This window comes from Borrelia hispanica CRI, from assembly GCF_000500065.1.
GTDB lineage: Bacteria > Spirochaetota > Spirochaetia > Borreliales > Borreliaceae > Borrelia > Borrelia hispanica.
Genome location: NZ_AYOU01000041.1, coordinates 1 through 15920, shown reverse-complemented (window position 1 = coordinate 15920; position 15920 = coordinate 1). Strand labels below are relative to the sequence as shown.

The following is a 15920-nucleotide window of genomic DNA, read 5'->3' as shown; positions in this document are numbered from 1 at the left end:
TCTATATATTCTTGTTGTCGTTTGAGTTGCAGTTTGCGTTCTTTTTCTGCTTTCTCTTTTTCTTTTTTTTCTTCTTCTTCGTCTTTCATATTTTTTGACGCATGAAATTCAAAATTTTTGCTTGCTAATCTTATTTTTTCGCCATATTTTTCTTTTTTCGTCGTGTAATTTTTCTTATATTTGTGCGAGTACCAATCTTTGAATCGACCCTCCCATATGAGCTCATAGTCGTTTATTACGCCATCTGTTCTTTTCATCATCATCCACACTTTGTACTTGTACCTGTTGCCAAATTGCTTTAGAAAGTGTTTCAAAATATCTTCGATGTCATATTCTTTCCCATACTCATTTATGGCAGTCTCCAAATTTAGCAGGGCGTTTATGTACGTTGAATCGTTGTTGCTCAATTCTTTCACTTGTTGCATATAGTTTTTGCTTATTTTGTGCACTTCTATCAGTCTAGTTTTTACGCCAATTCGTTTAAATTGCACTTTTTCATTTTTCTTTTCCACATTTTTTGGTTTTTCACATGAAAGATTTTTCACAGAGTTTTTCTCTAAAGAGTTCTTAGAATTCTCTTTTTTTATATTGCTTATATTAGCTTTATTAATAACGTCCGGACTTTCCACATGCGACATTTCGATGAGACTTTTACATTCTTTGAATTTAGATAGTATTCCAAACTTTTCAAGATTTGTGTAATTGAAAGTTGTATTTTTTATGTCTGCATCAAAATCACCGATGATTTTTTTATCATGTAGATTTTCTTTAAGTAATTGTATGAGGTATTCTAGAATTATATCTTTGTGTACATGAGCAAGTTCCATGTTTTGTACATAGTGAGCAATACTTCCTTTTTGTTCACCAAGTTTTCTAATTTTAGACTTTATCAATCCCATTTCATTTAAGAGTTTTACATCTCTTTCAAGTGTTCGCTTACATACTTTTTTTGCAGAATCATTTTCTAATAGTTTAATTACTATTTTTTGGATATCACTTGCTGAGTATTCTTCAATGCCTTTTGATAGTTTATAATTTGTATTTTTGATATTTATTGTCCAGTAAATTTTTAGCAATCTTTTGTATCGTTTAAGCATTTTGCTTATTTGTAATTTAACATATGACATTCGTATTGTTTGAGTATTATGGGAATTTTTATAAATATTTAGTTCTACAAGGCTTTTTAATATTGTATTTATTTGACCTTTTGGGTCTTTAGGTTTGAAATTCTTATTATCTTTTGTTATACTTGACATAAGTTTTCTTTTTGTGTCCAAAGTTTGGATTTTCTTTTCTCAAAAAGAATCTTTGGACTCTTATTTGTATACCATTATATACAAATATTTCACTCTTGACTAGTTTGGAAGTGAGAGTGATTTTTTTATGCATAACTTTTTTAGTATCAGATTTTATAAAATCTTTGCTTGTGATGTTATTTAAAGATAATGTTAGTGTAGATATTATCTTTCAGTGGTAAAAGTAGTAAGCCAAAATAATTTTTAGAGTGTGTGAATCATTAAAATTCAATTTTGAGTCTTTATTACATGTGTTATAATATTATTTGCTATTGGTCTTATTCTTTTTTAAATGGGTATAATGAGTAATGAAAGCTTATTATGTTACAATGAATTATAATGTAAAGAGTGTAATAGAGGTTGAATATGGATGTTGCTGTAACAAAAGAACAAGTAATTGATGATAATCCAATAAATAAAAGTTCAATTAAGTCTGAGAGAGTTAAAAAGGATTATCATAATATATCATTTGATGGTCAGATTATCAGTTATTATGTTCTTGAAGAGAAGTTTGATCTTCTTCAAGATAGAATGATGGATAATTTTCATTATTTGGATGATAAGATAAATATGCTTAAGAGTGATTTAAATGACAAGATAGAGACTGTTAAGAGTGATTTAAATGCGAAGATAGATGGGGTTGAAAGTAGGCTTAGTGAAAAGATAGATAAACTTGATGACAGGATAGAGACTGTTAAGAGTGATTTAAATGCGAAGATAGATGGGGTTGAAAGTAGGCTTAATGAAAAGATAGATAAACTTGATGACAAGATAGAGACTGTTAAAAGTGATTTAAATGCGAAGATAGATGGGATTGAAAGTAGGCTTAATGAAAAGATAGATAAACTTGATGACAAGATAGAGACTGTTAAGAGTGATTTAAATGCAAAGATAGATGGGATTGAAAGTAGGCTTAATGAAAAGATAGATAAACTTGATGACAAGATAGAGACTGTTAAGAGTGATTTAGGGCAAATTAATTCTAGACTAACTTTTATTGAAAGTAAGTTAGGATTTATTGAAGGTAAGTTAGGATTTAAAGGTCAATTGGTTTCATCTTTGACAGTTATTGCTACACTTGCTGTTTCATATTTTGTAGTACAAATGTTTGTGACTTTAGGAAAGTATTTAGGAATTTCATAGAAAGACAATAATTTGTGTGTATCAACTTAACTTTATGTATTTTTTCATCAAGTCTGTCTATGTGTATTCAGACCAAGATCAAAGCTTGTTTAACCCTGAAATTTTTATGCAAAGCTCCATATATCATTATTAGAGATAATGTAAAGATATCAGCTCTTAAGAAGTGTGTTATATACAAAAAACTCATATCAAATGAATTTTTGATTAGCTATTGATCGATAGATAGACTTAATGAGAAAGTGGATAAAGTGAAAAATGATTAGGATAAATCAGTTTTTGATGAATTTAGTTTGTATTGGTACTTAAGTATTAATCTTTATTAAGCACTAATCTTTGATTTTCTTTTATAATTAAACCCCTGTTCATTAATTCTGATAAATATTTGCTTATTGTATATTTAGATAGATTTGTATCTTGATTAATTTTACGCAATGACTTTATAGTACGATTATCGTCTTCTAAGTTAGATTTCATAAATGCAATTAATTTATCATTATCAATTTTTTTATGTGTTTTTTTTGAGTCTGAATTAGAGATTTTACAATTATATTGAACTTTTTGTTTCAAAATATTAGCTTTCCTAATATTTGGTAAATTGACTTTAATGCTTTTTGGCAATTGTGTTGAGTATAGTAATTTTTGTTCATAAAATTTATTGTAAGAGTTTTGTATTATACAAAATACCATTGCTAGGAATATATCTAAACAAATAGAGGATAATAATAACAAATAAACAAAAATGATATTAAGATAATCATTTCTATCAATGACAACAGATGTTCCATCTAACACATTGGCTGCCTTAATTTTATCATTATATGAATCTGTTGTTTCAATTAAATTATCAAATTGAGATCTTAAATCATCCAGTGACTTCAAATATTCATTCTTTTGCGCAAACAAATCCTTATTTTCTTTTTTTGCATTCTCAATTTCTTTCATATAATCTTGCTTCATAGTTTTATATGTGTAGTCCAAATTTAAGTGTTTATTTTTGGCAAATTCTATGCGATCTTTATTATTTTTGATCTGAATATCAATATCAGCTATTTCATCTTTGATCATTTTTTCTTTTTCGGATAGTCGATTGAAAATATTTTGCTTTTGTTCGATTTTACTTTGTTTAATTCTTAGAATGTTATTTTCGAATATAACGCTAAAGAAACTTTCAAAACTCATCCATGAACTTACAGACTGTGTTACAAGTCCTATTACTAACAATATAAGTATTGCTATTTTTTCTAAAAACACAAATACTGAAGTTTGAGAATGCTTTCTTAATAAATATAAAAAATACAACAATATTGAGGATGGTACTAAAATAATGACAATTGTAAATGGTAATGTGAAATATAGTTTGTAATGACCACCAACATTATAATTTGAAATTCCTTTATGAGAATGCAGTACATTGAAAAAAAGTAACAGTAAAGCAGACATTATTAACCAAGTATTGTGAACAAAAAATTCAAACTTAATTTTCCAAACATTTACAATATTTAACCCAACATTAATGTTTTTTGTATATTTATCTTTTTTATGATTATTATTTTTATTGATCATTTATTAAAGCTCCTATATAAATATTACTACATAATTAAAAAATAATTAATAATTGTACTGTACTGTACTGTCTTGAAAGTTGTGCTGTATTGATATTATTTATGTACTGTTCTGTATTGTATGTTGATGAATGTATTGTAATATACTGTATTGAAATTAGTTTGTTGTGTACTTGGAATCTTTATATAATTTTCGTTTAGAGAATGCTTTTGTATAAAATTCAATAAAATATTAATTATAAATACTTATAAATTTTAGTTTGATATATGTGTATATGACTAAATTTGATGGGGAGGAGGAGGTGTTGTGATTGAAATTTTTGATCTGAATAAAGTGCCACCATATTTTGAAGAAAAGTCCAAAGACGTTAACGCTAGATGTATTGTTGTTATAGCTATAGTTAATGAGATGAAACTTATTTTGAACAAGATCAAGTAAATATTAATTATTAATTTATGATTTTCGCTTAAAGAATGCTTTTGTATGATATCCAGTAAAGCATTGATTATAAAGTTTAACTTAATTATTCATATATGACATAATATTTATGACAATAATTATTTGTTAACTAATTTATCAATGCTTAATTATGAGAATTTATAATTAAGCACGATATAATAACTAAGTGCAACTAAAATTTTTGTTTTTTTATAATATTTAAATGGTAATAAATGATTGTTGCCATTTAGATTATATTTATTAATATAGTAATAATTATTAAGGAGATTAAAATATAACATGTTAGTTTGTTATACTAGTATAGTATCTTATTACTATTAAGAGGGTCTTATTTTATTATGAGAGATATGACATTTCCTTTTAAAAAAAAGTTTAGAGATGAAGAAATGGATCGGATAAAAGTCTTGAGGATTGGATTGAACATGAGGAGAAAGAAGAGGAAATGAATGGATCCTTGCTGTGGTGATAATAATATAATAATATAAATAATATATATGTGAATTAAAGGTATGATTTGTTCTATATTTGTAATAGTAAAAGAGAGTAAACAAATCAAATATTTTTGATTTGTTTACAAAGTCTGCAGGTAATGATGGTAATAGTGGGTATGGAGGATATATTACATTTTTCAAGAGTTTTGATGATTGAAATGGTAATTAAATTTTAATTAAATTTGATGTTTTGTCCGCAACATAATGAAACTTATATTTGTAGTTATATAATGGATTATTAATGTTTTAGGCTGGAAATTATGATTATAAGTATTTTAGTGACATTGAATGTGAAGTTTGGAATTGTAGATTTTTGTTTTTTATGGGTTGTTTAAATTATAATTTAAACAACCCATATGGTTTATTTGAAAGGAAAAATTTTAATAAATAACTTATTTGTTAAAATTTTTCTAAGCATGTTTTAAGAAAATCATAAACACGAATAAAGGATTCGATATTAAGCTTTTCTTTTGGAGAGTGTGCATAATCAGCATCAGGACCAATGGTAATAGCATCAATACCTCCAAGTTTGGCAGCTAATATACCAGTTTCAACTCCTCCGTGTGTTATATGTAATTTGGGATCTTTTTTATATAGATCTTGATAAACTTTTGTTAAATGATACAGAAGTTTGTTATCATTAGATGATGTCCAAGATGGATAATCATTAGTAATTTCGATATGTGCTTTTGCCAAATTGCTAATAGCTTTTAAATGCATGAAAAGATATTCTTTTTCGATTTCCAGTAAAGATCTCGTTTTAAAAGTGAAAATATATTCGTCATTTAAATTTTTGAGACTGGCGAAATTAAGAGAAGTTCTGACAACCCGTTTATCATAATCTTCCATTTTGCAAAGACCATTAATAAGACCCATTCCCATGTTTAAAAGTTTGTCTTGACTTTCAAAGTCTAAAATTTTTCCGTTAAAAGTTTTTTCAGATATAATAATTTCAAAATTTTGCTCTAAATCATGCATAATTTTGACCTCATTAATGAAACAATTAATTTCATTTTTTAGTAAACTAAGATCCTTATTGTCAATTATTATTAAAATCTTTGCTTCTCGTGGAATTGCATTGCTTTTATCTCCACCAGAAATATCGCTAATTTTGAATTTCATTTTTGATTTAAGTTTGTTTAAAAAGAAGAATGTTAATTTTAAAGCATTACCTAAATTTTTATGAATTTTTCCGGCAGAGTGTCCTCCTTTAAGCCCAGTGAATAGAAGCTCTACTATCATATTATCTTGAGTATGTATATAGGTTGGTGAGACTTTTATTTCAATTATACTAGAGCCTGCACAAGCAATGGTAAAATTGCCTTCGTTTCCTCCATCCAGATTAATAAGACTTTTTGCTTTACATTCGCTTGCATCAAATGCAATAGCACCATCTAGAGCAATTTCTTCATCTGCAGTGAAAATTAGTTCTAGTTCAGGATGAGTAAAATTATTAGCTTCGCTCATCAGACTCAGTAACATTGCGACTCCGTTTCCATTATCAGCTCCCAGGGTGGTTCCATCAGCTACCAAGTAACCGTCTTTTTCTAGCACTTTAATCGGATCATTTTTAAAGTTATGTGTACTAGAATCGTTTTTTTCACAAACCATGTCTGTATGAGCTTGGATAGCTACAGGATATTTGTTGTTATTGTTTGATTTTATTTTGACTAAAATATTATATGCGTCATCTTCTTTAAAATAGTGTCCAAATTTTTTTGCTTCAGACTTAATATAATTGTTGATTTGTTTAAGATTTCCAGAACATCTTGGAATTTTAGATATTTCTTTAAAATATTTAATTACAATATTTTCCATATTGATTTTTTACCTCATCATTATTAAAATGATAAAATCATATTATTGCGATATATTTAAGACTATACCTTAATGACATAAATTTCATTATATTTTTTGATTTTAATGGATTAAGTTTTATTTTTATTTTTTTTATGAGGAGAGACTATGATATCTCGATTTTTTTTATTTTTATTATTATTAGTTTTTATGTTTGCTTGTAGCAGTAAATATGACTTAAAGAGCAAGGGAAATAATAATAAAAAAAATAATCTTGTAGTGTTTAAAGTGGCTTTGGGCGCAGAACCTACGTCAATTGATCCTCAGTTCAATAAAGATACTGTAGGAACTCAGATTATAAATGAGATGTTTGTGGGAATTGTGAGAACAGACCCCCAAACAAGCGGGTATAAACCTGGACTTGCGAAAAGTTGGAATGTTTCTAGCGATGGAAAAGTTTATACATTTAATTTAAGAGATAATCTTGTTTGGAGTGATGGAGTTCCAATTACAGCAGAAGGAATAAAAAAATCTTATCTTAGAGTTTTAAATAGAGATTCTCATGCCCCTTATGCTGATGAGGTTAGAGATGTGATTAAGAATGGTCAAGCTTATTTTGAGGGCAAAGTATCGGAATCTGAACTTGGAATTAAAGCTATCAATGATCAAACTATAGAATTTGTTTTAGAATCACCAAAACCTTATTTTTTAAATTTATTAATTTATAGAGTGTTTATACCAGTACCAATACACGTGATAGAGCAATATGGTGATAAATGGATTAATCCTGAAAATATTGTTGTTAGTGGTGCTTTTAAGCTCAAAGAGAGAATTCCTGGTTCGAGTATTACAGTTGAACGTAATCCTAGATACTATGATGTATCAAATGTTGAAATAGATGAGATTACATTCTTTACCACTGACAATGCCACTACTTCTTATAATATGTATCAAAATGGTGAAATAGATTTTATGTTTAATCAAACTATTCCTGTTGATTTAATTAAAGATGTTAAGTTAAGAGATGATTATTATGAGGGCCCTTTTAATGCTCTTTATTATTATCCTTTTAATGTGACTGTAAAACCTCTTGATGATGTTAGAATTAGAAAGGCTTTAACATTAGCTATTGATAGAAAAACTATAACAGAGCAAGTGATTGCTAATGGTGCAATTCCTACAAGAACTGCAACCCCAAATTATGAGCATTATACTTATGATAAAGATTTGCTTTTATTTGATCCTAAATATGCAAGGGAATTATTGGCTGAAGCTGGGTATCTTAATGGTAGCAATTTTCCTAAATTAAAATTATTGTATAATACTAATTCATTACATAAGAAAGTAGCTGAATTTATTCAGAATGGATGGAAGAGTATTTTAAATATTGATGTTGTTCTTGAAAATCAGGAGTGGGGAACTTATTTGAGTAATAGGCATTCTGGTAATTTTCATATTGCAAGAGCAGGATGGGTAGGTCCTTATGGGGATCCAACATCTATATTATTCATTTTTACAAGTAGTAAATCGTATATTTCATCGTATAAATATTCAAATGAGGAGTATGATAGACTTTTTGTTGAATCTGATTTTGAGAGAGATTCTATTAAGAGACAAGATATTTTAAGGAAAGCAGAAGAAATAATAGTTGAAAAGGATTTTCCAATTGCACCAATATATATTCAGTCTGCAAACTATATGTTTAGAAATGATAAATGGACTGGATGGCAGCCAAATTTATTAGAGAATTATGAATTGTCTTTGATAAAATTAGTGAAATAGTTTGATTTTTTTAATCTGTTTTTTTACTGATAAATAAGAAATACCAAAAATTCTTAACGAATTTTTGGTATTTCTTATTTATCAGTAGGATGTTTAATTTATGTAATCATTTATTTTTTCAAAGAAAATAGTTTTAATTTATGTTGAAGAAGCACTGTATTTAAAATCAGACAATGTAATAATTAATAATGCATATAGCTACTAAGATCAATGGTGATCAATAAAAGACAATAAGTAAATTGTTTGGTAGTAATTTGAGTGATGGGATAGAGGCGCAAGTAGCAGCAAGTTCGGTAAACAAAATTTCAGTACACTTACAATGGCAATCAGGAATACAGTGGATTTGGGATTAAAAGAAATTGATAAGACATTAGTAGAGATTAAACAAGTAGGAGGTTCTGAAAATGGTTTTACTGTGCAGGGGAATTAGAGATTAATTCTATAGATATGTTGTGTTGAATAATGATAATAAAAGTCAGATAGGAGAGGAGCGATAGGGCTCTTTTTTTTATGAGGATCATTTATTTATTTTTTTGCTTCTAGTTGTTGGGAGACAAGCAAATAAGCTAAGAAATAAGAAATAAATAAATAAAAATAAGGAGGCGAAAAGAATGAAAGAAATAAGACGAAAAGGAGAAATAATAAGAGGAAGAGAGATATGAAAGAGAGTAAAAGAAGTAATGATGATGGTGATGATGTTTGTGATGGGATGTAATAGTGGAGGAGTAAAGGGATGAGAAGGAGCAGCAGGAGGAGACGGGAGTGGGTTAAGTGGAGCAATGATGGAAGTGGGGGAGGAGTGCAGAGAATGTATTTTATGCATTTATAGAGTTAATGTCAGATGTATTGGGATTTAAAGTGAATAAAGATACAAAGAAAGAGGATGTAGGAAATCATTTTAAGGGTTTAGGTGTGAAACTTGGGAAAGCATCAGAAGAGTTAGAAGATGTAGCAAAAAAAGCAGCAGATAGTTCTAAATCCCAAGAAGTTAGAGGAGCGGTTGATTCAGCTAAGGCTACTTTAAACACATTAAAAACAAATATAAATTTTAAAATTATAACTTAATTTACCTATTTTGTTGCGTTGTTTTATCTTTTTGAAAATGCTTTTTCTAAAAAGTTTTTTATTTCTTTAAAATTTCTTTTTAGTTTGAATAGAAATTTCTCATTGTATTCATAACCTACAATTAAAATTACAATATATATTTGTATATTTAATAATAGTAAAATTGTTGTTATAATGTACTTTATCTAAATAAGTATTTATAATATGTTGATATTTGCTTTAGAGTGAATTATGAAGGGAGAAGTTATTTATGAAAAAAATAATGGGTATGGTATCATTTATAATGATCATAGGATGTAATGCTGGTGTTAATGATGCTGCTTTATCTGGTGGTGTTATAAGTAAATTTCTAGGTCTAAGTTCAAGGCCAAGTAGGTTTGTATCTAAATCTCAAGTAGATGAATCTATTGTCGGTAATAAGGTAAAACCTGATGTTGGGGATTCTGTTGTTTTAGAATCAGATGATAAAGTAAATCCTGGTGTTGAAGATTCTGTTGTGTTAGAATCAGATGAAGATACAACAACAGTAGTATCTTCTGGTGTTCAAATTTTACAAGGGGTTGAAATAGTTCAAGAGGAGGAAGAAGATAAGCAAGAAAAAATTGTTTTAACTAATGAAGAGAGATTGATGTTAAGTAGTTTATTGAGAGCATTTAATGGGATTACAAATGCATATAGGCATGTATTATATTATCCACAAACGAAAATTAACGTATTAAAAAGATATAGTGGTGAGTATGGTAGTAAATTTGTAGAACAAGGTTTGTCACCCCTGAAGGAGGCTTATGATAATAATCATTTGGAATATAAGAAAATAGCAGATAATTACGGTCTTTTTGTAATGTGGGTTAACGATGATCCTAGTTATCAAAAAGAATTGGTAGGGGCTTTTACTGAGGCTTATAATTTTTTGATAGGTAAAAAGAATATTCATGCATCCAATGAAGATATTGATCTATATATAAAAAATGCCATTAAATGGTATGAAAAGCAATTTATGTTTTTGAGAGACAAAAGTAACCGTATAACAGATCTTAGTAGGGGTGGTATATATGGTGAAAATTCTAAAAATTATATATATAATTTTTTTAGTACTGTTATACGTGCAGGTTTTAGGAATATAGATTTTAGTAAAACAGAAGCCAAGAAATCTCTTTTAAGTAATATAAAATATGAACTTACAAATCAGGATCTTTCTCATGTAGGTTGGAAAAATTAGTATTAATATAATATAGAAGATGAGCCGGTAACATTTAGGATAATTTAATAAATAAAGGCAGATAAGAGAGCAAGATATAGCTCTCTTATTTTCTTATTTTAATGTACAGTAATTGTGTATCGTTATATGAATTATGTTTAGGTAAATCATATCATTAATTTGATTTACCCTTGTTTTTTTATTGGTTTTGCCTTTTAGTATTCACAAAAATCAAACAAGGAGGCGAAGAAAATGAAATTAGAGGAAATAGTAGGGAAAAGAGAAGGGGAAGAAAGAGAGGAGAAGAGAAGGAGAGTAGAGATAATGAGGGGGAATAGAATGAAAAGAAGGGTAAAAGGGATAATGATAATGATGGTGATAATGGTGGTGATGGGATGTAATAGTGGAGGAGTAAAGGGAGGAGAAGGAGCTTTAGGAGGAGAAGGGAGAGGAGTGGGAAGTTTAAGTGAAGTATTAATGGAAGTAGGGAGGAGTGCAGAGAATGCGTTTTATACATTTTTGGAATTAGTGTCGGATGTATTGGGATTTACTGCTAAATCAACTACTAAGAAGAGTGATGTAGGAGAATATTTTAGCAGTTTAGGTGCAAAACTTGGAGAAGCATCAGCAGAATTAGAGAAAGTAGCAGTAAAAGCATCGGCAGGTGTTGATAAAGATGGTGTATTTGATAAGGCAATAAGAACAAGCAATTGATACAGCTAAGGGAGTTTTAGCGACTTTAAAAGGGCATTTAGAATCATTAAAAGGGATAGGTGATTCTAGTTTAGTGGGTGAGGTAAAGAGTGATAACAAGCAGGGAGTTGCAGCAGGTACAGAAGAATTGAAGATAGTGTATAAAGAGTGGGAATAACAGCTGCAAATAATTTATTAGGAGCAATAGAAGAAATAGTTAAAAAGACAGTAAAGAATGTACTAGAGAAGGTAAAGCAAGAAGTAGATAAGGCAAGAGAGCCAAAAGCAGTGGGTCAGCAGTAAGATTAAATAGAAATATTGGCAAAGGGAGCGATAAAGCTCTCTTTTTTTTATTTGCAGTGTTGTGTATGTTATATAAATAATATTTTATATAAAGCATATTTTTTTCTTCTAATCCTTGTTAGAAAAGCTATAAAAAAAGTAGAAAAAACTATTAATGGTGAGGTTAAGTCTAATTAGTAGGTGAATTAGTATAGGAGTAGGAGAGAGTAAGGAGAGTGTTGAGAATAGGTTATTGAAGTCAATGGTGGGATTGAGTAATGAATTTTTGAATGTTTTCACGTCATTTGGGGAAATGGTAGGGAGTGTATTAGGATTGAAGGTCGATTCTAGAAAATCCGATGTTGGAAATTATTTTAAGAAAGTTTACGAGACTGTTAAAGGGATAAAGGATGGACTTAATAAAATTGTTAGTGAGATGAAGAAAGAAAAGAATCCAAATGCTGAGGCTACTGAGAGTGCGGTGAAAACATTAGTTGAGAGTAAACTAGATAAGATAATAGAAGGAGCAAAGACAGCGAGTGAGGCAATTGGAGATGCTAGTGATCTAATTGGCAATGTTGCTGCGCAGAATAATGGTGGTGCTGTAGGTAATGAGGTTGATAAGCTAGTCAAGGGAATTAAGGGAATAGTGGAAATAGTACTTGAAGGAGTAGGAAGTGCAGAAGCAGGGGATAATAAGAAGGCAGAAGATGGTAATAGTGCAAGAGATAACAATGCTGCAGGTAAGTATATTAACTAAATAAATCTCTGCACTTTTTCCTACTTCCAGTAATACTTCGCTTAAACTTTCAACCTCTCCTTCTCTTCTCCTCTTACTCCTTTTAGTATATTTTTTTACATTATAATCAAAAATATAGATGATTGTCATTCAATTTTTTCAAATGACTAGTGTATTTCAAATAAAGATAAAAGCTTATTTTTTATAATGTGATGTATCAAAGGAATTGGAAGAAGCAGCGGATGATTCATAGCAATAGGGATAGATGCGGTAAACAAGTTATTAGGAGCAATATTTGATTTGCCCTTGTTTGCTTTTTATTAGTTTTGCCTTTTAGTCTTAATAAAACATGCAAAAAAATAGGAGGGTGATGAAAAATGGAAATAAAGAAAAAGAGACAAAGTAGAAAAGTGATTTAATGTTGAATACAACTACAAAGAAAGAAGACGTAGGAAATCATTTTAAGAATTTAGGTAAGAAGCTTGGTAATATCTTTGTTTGTACAATTTTATACGATAAACTGAATATTTTTAATTAGAACATTTAAAAACCACAAATAATAAATTAACCACATAAAACAATACATCTACATTTAACACACTATAAAATAAAAGATACCAAGAGCTTAACTCCCAATATCTTTACTTTATATCGGAGAAGGGTTTCAGGAGATTTTTGTTGGGTTTGGGAGTGCTGTTGGAAATGCATTAGGATTTAATGCTGTTAAATCTGACGATAATAGAAGCAAAGTTGGGAAATATTTTAAAACTATTGGAGATGGATTAAAAAATACTAAGAATAAATTAGATGAATTATCAAAACAAATAGTTTCTACTTCTAATGCTGATACTAAAGGAGTAGAAGCTGTTATTCAAGGTTCTAATGAAATGATTGCAAGTTTAATTGATTCTGTAACTAAACTTGCTGGGGCTGTTGGTAATACTACTATTGGTGATAATGTTGCTGGTGCTGCAGTAGCTGCTCATAAAGAGAGTGTTGAAGCTGTTATTCAAGAAGTTAAAGCAATAATTGAATCTGCTATTAATTCTGGTATACAAATTACAAAAGGGAATCCTGGTGGTGAAGTGAATACTGCTAGTCCGGCTGATGCCCCTGCTGTTCTTACTGCTAGTGGTTCTGCCAATCAAGGAGCTGGTTCTAAATTAGCTGATGTAGTAATTCAAGCTGATTCATGGGCAATGGTAGATACTAAGATCAAAGATGGTGCTCTTAATCAGAATGATAGTAATGATGCACAAGTAAAGTAAATACTAATAAGATAATACTTAATATACAAATATACATTTTAAATGTTTTATGCAAAGGTTAAATAAAATACTGATATTTATATATTTTTTGTGTGAATATTGTTAATTAAACCTATTAATAATTATATTTATAATATATACTTATAAGTATATACCACATATTTATTTTTACAAGAAGTGTATGTGTAAATTTTAAAAAAAAGGAGTAATTTTTGATAAAAAATAATATATTATTATGTATATGTATTGTAGCTTTGATGTCTTGTGCTCAAGGAGGAATTACAAAACCACCCCAAGGCGATGATGCTGCTGATTTGAAGCCAAGCAGTGATACAGGTTTTTTATTAGGAAGTGTGTTTTCAACGGCATTATCTGGGGTATCTGGAGTATTAGATTTGTCGTCAAGAGCATTAGATTTAGGTATGATGGTAGGTTCGGATTTTAATGACAATTCTGTAGTATCGGAAGATGATATTAGTATTTTAAAAAATACGCTTGGTACAATCAATTTCGATGTAAGTGATAATGATAAATTGTTAAGAAACATAAAAAAGATTAGAATGCAATATGGGATTCCGATGGATGAGTTTTTATCAAGTATTGAAAGGAATTCAGGTATTTTTATCAAGTATCCTATTGTAAAATCTTTAGAAAAAGAGGATTTGAATATGATAGGAAATTCATATATAAAGTTATTGGAAGAAAGGCCGGATGTTCAAGGTGAGGATGCTGTTAAGTCAAATCGTGTTTTTCTTGTAAATAGACTTGTTAATAGAGTAAAACAACTAAAAAGAATGATTTCAGATGAAGAAAGAGAGTGTATGAGAGTATCATACTTTATTTCTTCGGAGATGAAATTTCTTGCATCGTTACCACTTGAATTCTTTTCATTTGAAAAAAATTACAACGGCTTTCTAGATATTGCAGCAGTAAAGGAAGGTAAAATTACAAAAGAGGATGCAAGAAATAAGCAATTGATCGATATTTGTCAAGCTTTGAGGTGTGGTGAGCGTGGTCTCATAATGTTATCAGAACTTTTTGAGCATGTTAATTTAAAAAATAGAGGCTTGTATAGAGATTTGACTGACAAGTTATTCTTATGTTTATACGGTATTACTTTCTATTTAAAAGTAACTTTAAATAGATTTACAGATAAAAGATTAGCATATTTGCATGATGGTAATTCGATAGATATAGCAAGGGTTGGTGCTATGGATGCATTTTTAGAGCAGATGGTAAATGAGAGAAATAGTATGCCAATTTATGCTGTGGAAAGATGTTTAGGAGATTTAGCAGGTACGTCTAAGGTGGGTATAGAACATATGTCTGAATTAGAAGATTTGCAATTTAGGTGTGTATTTGTGAATTTTGTTGGTTATTTTGTGGAAACATATTCTAATGTTAGGAAATTATTTATGAGATTTAATAGGGCGTTGTATGTTCAATGAGAGAGATAGGATGTCAATTGGAGATTGAACACGTATTTTTTATTAGATTAAAGGACAAAATAGTTATAGTTCTTTATTTGTCAAGCTTTGAGGTGTGGTGAGCGTGGTCTCATAATGTTATCAGAACTTTTTGAGCATGTTAATTTAAAAAATAGAGGCTTGTATAGAGATTTGACTGACAAGTTATTCTTATGTTTATACGGTATTACTTTCTATTTAAAAGTAACTTTAAATAGATTTACAGATAAAAGATTAGCATATTTGCATGATGGTAATTCGATAGATATAGCAAGGGTTGGTGCTATGGATGCATTTTTAGAGCAGATGGTAAATGAGAGAAATAGTATGCCAATTTATGCTGTGGAAAGATGTTTAGGAGATTTAGCAGGTACGTCTAAGGTGGGTATAGAACATATGTCTGAATTAGAAGATTTGCAATTTAGGTGTGTATTTGTGAATTTTGTTGGTTATTTTGTGGAAACATATTCTAATGTTAGGAAATTATTTATGAGATTTAATAGGGCGTTGTATGTTCAATGAGAGAGATAGGATGTCAATTGGAGATTGAACACGTATTTTTTATTAGATTAAAGGACAAAATAGTTATAGTTCTTTATTTGTCAAGCTTTGAGGTGTGGTGAGCGTGGTCTCATAATGTTATCAGAACTTTTTGAGCATGTTAATTTAAAAAATAGAG

The 15920-nt window shown here is 29.1% G+C and carries 9 protein-coding genes and 5 pseudogenes; 11 read left to right on the top strand and 3 right to left on the bottom strand.

Going from position 1 to position 15920, the window contains the following annotated elements; genetic code table 11:
* A partial coding sequence (locus U880_RS0101200; RefSeq protein ID WP_024654443.1) for a plasmid maintenance protein occupies positions 1 to 1256 on the bottom strand: 1256 nt, incomplete at its 3' end.
* 405 nt (positions 1257 to 1661) lie between these two features.
* Between U880_RS0101200 and U880_RS0101195 the strand changes: the two genes are divergently transcribed.
* Positions 1662 to 2438 carry a hypothetical protein gene (locus U880_RS0101195; RefSeq protein WP_024654442.1) on the top strand — a complete coding sequence of 259 codons (777 nt, stop codon included), beginning with the start codon at positions 1662 to 1664 and terminating at the stop codon, positions 2436 to 2438.
* 309 nt (positions 2439 to 2747) lie between these two features.
* On the opposite strand, the gene U880_RS0101190 is transcribed toward U880_RS0101195, so the two are convergent.
* The gene (locus U880_RS0101190; protein WP_024654441.1) at positions 2748 to 4001 is read right to left on the bottom strand and encodes a replication/maintenance protein RepL; all 1254 of its coding nucleotides are present in this window, start codon (positions 3999 to 4001) and stop codon (positions 2748 to 2750) included.
* A 1349-nt stretch (positions 4002 to 5350) separates the two neighbouring features.
* Positions 5351 to 6769 carry a beta-Ala-His dipeptidase gene (pepD, locus tag U880_RS0101170; protein ID WP_024654440.1) on the bottom strand — a complete coding sequence of 473 codons (1419 nt, stop codon included), beginning with the start codon at positions 6767 to 6769 and terminating at the stop codon, positions 5351 to 5353.
* Between the two features lie 147 nt (positions 6770 to 6916).
* On the opposite strand from pepD, the gene U880_RS0101165 reads away from it, so the two are divergent.
* The 10 genes and pseudogenes from U880_RS0101165 to U880_RS0101110 all read left to right on the top strand — a co-directional run bounded on the left by U880_RS0101165 (position 6917) and on the right by U880_RS0101110 (position 15763).
* Positions 6917 to 8530: a peptide ABC transporter substrate-binding protein gene (locus U880_RS0101165; RefSeq protein ID WP_024654439.1), complete on the top strand. Its 1614-nt coding sequence runs from the start codon at positions 6917 to 6919 to the stop codon at positions 8528 to 8530.
* Between the two features lie 281 nt (positions 8531 to 8811).
* Positions 8812 to 8960, top strand: a pseudogene (locus U880_RS11650) (variable large family protein); the annotation flags it as partial.
* A 250-nt stretch (positions 8961 to 9210) separates the two neighbouring features.
* Positions 9211 to 9574: pseudogene (locus U880_RS10730) on the top strand (variable large family protein); the annotation flags it as partial.
* A gap of 271 nt (positions 9575 to 9845) precedes the next feature.
* The gene (locus U880_RS11050; RefSeq protein ID WP_024654437.1) at positions 9846 to 10814 is read left to right on the top strand and encodes an Mlp family lipoprotein; all 969 of its coding nucleotides are present in this window, start codon (positions 9846 to 9848) and stop codon (positions 10812 to 10814) included.
* Between the two features lie 318 nt (positions 10815 to 11132).
* Positions 11133 to 11652, top strand: a pseudogene (locus U880_RS10720) (variable large family protein); the annotation flags it as partial.
* A gap of 2 nt (positions 11653 to 11654) precedes the next feature.
* Positions 11655 to 11789 (top strand): variable large family protein, encoded by a 135-nt coding sequence (locus tag U880_RS12005; protein WP_407637742.1) that lies wholly within the window; start codon positions 11655 to 11657, stop codon positions 11787 to 11789.
* A gap of 193 nt (positions 11790 to 11982) precedes the next feature.
* A pseudogene (locus U880_RS09785) lies at positions 11983 to 12516 on the top strand (variable large family protein); the annotation flags it as partial.
* 665 nt (positions 12517 to 13181) lie between these two features.
* Positions 13182 to 13775: pseudogene (locus U880_RS11300) on the top strand (variable large family protein); the annotation flags it as partial.
* A gap of 212 nt (positions 13776 to 13987) precedes the next feature.
* Positions 13988 to 15223 carry a hypothetical protein gene (locus tag U880_RS0101115; RefSeq protein WP_024654434.1) on the top strand — a complete coding sequence of 412 codons (1236 nt, stop codon included), beginning with the start codon at positions 13988 to 13990 and terminating at the stop codon, positions 15221 to 15223.
* A 114-nt stretch (positions 15224 to 15337) separates the two neighbouring features.
* Complete coding sequence (locus U880_RS0101110) at positions 15338 to 15763, top strand: hypothetical protein (protein ID WP_024654433.1); 426 nt, start codon at positions 15338 to 15340, stop codon at positions 15761 to 15763.
* Positions 15764 to 15920: the final 157 nt, after the last annotated feature.

Bases quoted from the DNA above. Each gene is read 5' to 3' on its own strand.
- U880_RS0101110 (WP_024654433.1), top strand. From the start codon at position 15,338: ATGTTATCAGAACTTTTTGAGCATGTTAATTTAAAAAATAGAGGCTTG.
- U880_RS0101165 (WP_024654439.1), top strand. From the start codon at position 6,917: ATGATATCTCGATTTTTTTTATTTTTATTATTATTAGTTTTTATGTTT.
- U880_RS0101195 (WP_024654442.1), top strand. From the start codon at position 1,662: ATGGATGTTGCTGTAACAAAAGAACAAGTAATTGATGATAATCCAATA.
- U880_RS0101190 (WP_024654441.1), bottom strand. From the start codon at position 4,001: ATGATCAATAAAAATAATAATCATAAAAAAGATAAATATACAAAAAAC.
- U880_RS11050 (WP_024654437.1), top strand. From the start codon at position 9,846: ATGAAAAAAATAATGGGTATGGTATCATTTATAATGATCATAGGATGT.
- pepD (WP_024654440.1), bottom strand. From the start codon at position 6,769: ATGGAAAATATTGTAATTAAATATTTTAAAGAAATATCTAAAATTCCA.